The organism is Microcystis sp. M079S1 (assembly GCF_020246425.1).
GTDB classification, from domain to species: Bacteria; Cyanobacteriota; Cyanobacteriia; order Cyanobacteriales; family Microcystaceae; genus Microcystis; species Microcystis aeruginosa.
Genome location: NZ_JADBSZ010000274.1, coordinates 1 through 2,936 on the forward strand (window position 1 = coordinate 1; position 2,936 = coordinate 2,936).

A 2,936-nucleotide genomic window follows, 5' to 3' on the forward strand; every position below is an offset into this window, starting at 1 on the left:
ACCCCCGATCACTCCCATCGCTGGTACTTTTTGATTGACAAAAAGTCTAAAAGTCTTATCCAGCAAGGTTTTTAGATTTATTCAGCAAGCCCAAAATAGTCCTAAAAGTCTTGCCCGATCAGCATTTCACTATTCCATAAGCAAAAATTATCACACAAAGTCGAGAAGAACCCAACAGGCTCTTCTGGTTTTCGTGTGTTAATTTTTGTTATGAATTAAAGCAAGCAAACAGCTTAGGCTCTCCTAGACTGGTTATAGCAAATTAGTAGTTTAAACGAGCCTAAACCCTTAAATAGCCTGGAATCCAACAAAGCAAAAAGCTTTTTTATTAAAATTGCTTTTTTGAATTCTGGTGAGACTTACTTGGCAAGGCTTGCGTGGATTATTTTCTGCTAATATAGCCTAACTACTCTAGAAGAGCCACAGCTTAATAGGCAAATCAATCCGATCAAAGTAACCTGTCGGGATATAACGATGTTATGTACCCCTAAATATAGGGGAATAGAGCAAGTCTTACAGACGCTAAAATTATAATTTTCAGACAAGTAAGCAGGAGTATAAGTTATGACTTTTATACCAGCTATTGATCCAGATATTGAATACCCCGATAGTGACGGTCAACCCATGGCCGATAATACCGAACAATACGAATGGATCGTTAAAATTAAAGAAAACCTTGAGATTCTCTTTGCTAATTCTCCTAACGTTTTTATTGCGGGGTATCTGCTCTGGTATCCCGTCCAAGATAAAAAAATTACCGGACCGGTTGCTCCCGATGTTATGGTAGTATTTGGTCGTCCGAAAGGAAGACGGGGTTCCTATAAACAATGGCAAGAAGATAACATCGCTCCTCAAGTGGTCTTTGAAATTATCTCCCCTTCTAATAGTTTAGAAGAAATGGAGCAAAAACTACTCTTTTATCAACGTTATGGAGTGGAAGAATACTATCTCTATGATCCAGATTCTCATAATTTTCAAGGATGGTTGAGACGGGAAGGACGATTAAGCTCTATTTCGGAGATTAAAGGATGGGTTAGTCCTCGGTTAAAGATCCGATTTGAATTGAGAGAAGATGAGTTAGAAATTTATAGTTTAGATGGTCAGAAATTTTTGACTTCTATCGAGTTATCTCAAAAAGCTGAACGTTTAGCTGAATATATCCGTTCTCTGGGAATTGATCCCGACACTTTATCATGACATAATTGATGGGTTGTGGTAAATACTAATTAACTGGTAAACTGGCGAAATTATCGTCATTGAACCTAGTCTAGGGCTATACTTAAACTATGTAATCACTAAAAAAAAACAAATCTATGAAAGCTTGGGCAAAATCTTTAGAAAAACCAGCAGTAGAATTTTCTGAAACGCAATTAACCTTATTATCGGGGAAAATTCCCGATGGATTGCGGGGGAGTCTCTATCGCAATGGTCCGGGGAGATTAGAAAGAGGTAAGCAAAAAGTTGGTCATTGGTTTGACGGAGATGGGGCAGTTTTAGCTGTACATTTTCATGATAATGGAGCCAGTGCCACCTATCGTTATGTTCAGACTGCCGGTTATCAGCAAGAAAGCGCCGCTAATCAATATTTATTTCCTAATTATGGCATGAATGCCCCCGGCTTCTTTTGGAATAATTGGGGAAAAGAGGTAAAAAATGCCGCCAATACCTCGGTGTTAGCTTTACCGGATAAATTATTAGCTCTCTGGGAAGGGGGTTTTCCCCATAAATTAGATTTACAATCTTTAGAAACCCTAGGTTTAGATAATTTATCTAGCTTACAAGCAAAGGAAACTTTTTCCGCTCATCCTAAGCTAGATTTGTCCAGAGGAGAGATTTTTAATTTCGGGGTGACAATCAGTGCCAAAGTTAGTTTAAATCTCTATAAGTCTGACTCCACTGGTCAAATTATCCAGAAAAACACTTTTAATTTAGATAGATTGTCTATGCTGCATGACTTTGTTTTAGCAGGACAGTATCTCGTCTTTTTTGTCCCACCGATAAAAGCTGATAAGTTATCGATACTGTTGGGATTTAAAACTTTTAGTGATGCCATGCAGTGGCAGCCAGAATTAGGAACAAGAATACTAATTTTTGAGCGAGATTCTCTGCAATTAGTCAGTGAAAGTGTTACAGAGTCATGGTTTCAATGGCACTTCGCTAATGGTTGTGTGAATGACCAAGGCAATCTTGAAATTGTTTTTGTCCGTTATGATGACTTTAAAACTAATCAATTTTTAAAAGAAGTTGCCACGGGTGAAACCGAAACCTTAGCCATCGGAAAATTAGCAAGTATTACTATTAATCCCCTATCAGCAAAGGTGATTAATCAGGAAATTCTCTCGGATTTAAGCTGTGATTTTCCCGTGGTTTCCCCGCAACTGGTGGGACAAAAATGGCAAAATACTTTTTTAGCTGTCCATCGTCCCGATAGCGATATTCGTCGGGAAATTATCGGACTTCCCGCTTGTTATAATCACTCCACAGGTAAGTTAACTATTGCTTATCTAGAAAGTAACTGTTATGGAAGTGAACCGATTTTTGTCTGCGATGGTTTATCTCCAGCAACGGGATGGTTAATCGTCGTGGTTTACGACGGCAATAATCACAGCAGCCAAGTGAGAATCTATGATAGTCAGCAGTTAGAAAAAGAACCCCTTTGCTGTCTGCAATTACCCAGTGTTATCCCTCCGGGGTTTCACGGTACTTGGCAAGAAAAATCAGAAAAAGGCGCAGAAGCAATCTCAACTGAGAAAAGGGGTTTCTATTTAGAAAACGGGTTTCTTTGAGAAACTATTTAGAAAACGGGTTTCTTCGAGAAACCCGTTTTCTGGACTTGTGAGAGAGAAGCTTTATTCGATTTCTCTACGGTAGAAGATTTAATCAATTGGTTAAATACTTTAACTGCTTAGTTCTTATGTTAGTGATCGCCTTTTGTC

General features: G+C 38.5%; 2 protein-coding genes and 1 pseudogene. All 3 read left to right on the plus strand.

The window, feature by feature from the left end:
* Positions 1–564: 564 nt before the first annotated feature.
* Positions 565–1,197 carry a Uma2 family endonuclease gene (locus IM456_RS18015; RefSeq protein ID WP_287691589.1) on the plus strand — a complete coding sequence of 211 codons (633 nt, stop codon included), beginning with the start codon at positions 565–567 and terminating at the stop codon, positions 1,195–1,197.
* Between the two features lie 116 nt (positions 1,198–1,313).
* Complete coding sequence (locus tag IM456_RS18020; RefSeq protein ID WP_149988135.1) at positions 1,314–2,786, plus strand: carotenoid oxygenase family protein; 1,473 nt, start codon at positions 1,314–1,316, stop codon at positions 2,784–2,786.
* 57 nt (positions 2,787–2,843) lie between these two features.
* Positions 2,844–2,909, plus strand: a pseudogene (locus IM456_RS18025) (DUF4351 domain-containing protein); the annotation flags it as partial.
* Between the last annotated feature and the right edge of the window lie 27 nt (positions 2,910–2,936).

Bases quoted from the DNA above. Each gene is read 5' to 3' on its own strand.
- IM456_RS18015 (WP_287691589.1), top strand. From the start codon at position 565: ATGACTTTTATACCAGCTATTGATCCAGATATTGAATACCCCGATAGT.
- IM456_RS18020 (WP_149988135.1), top strand. From the start codon at position 1,314: ATGAAAGCTTGGGCAAAATCTTTAGAAAAACCAGCAGTAGAATTTTCT.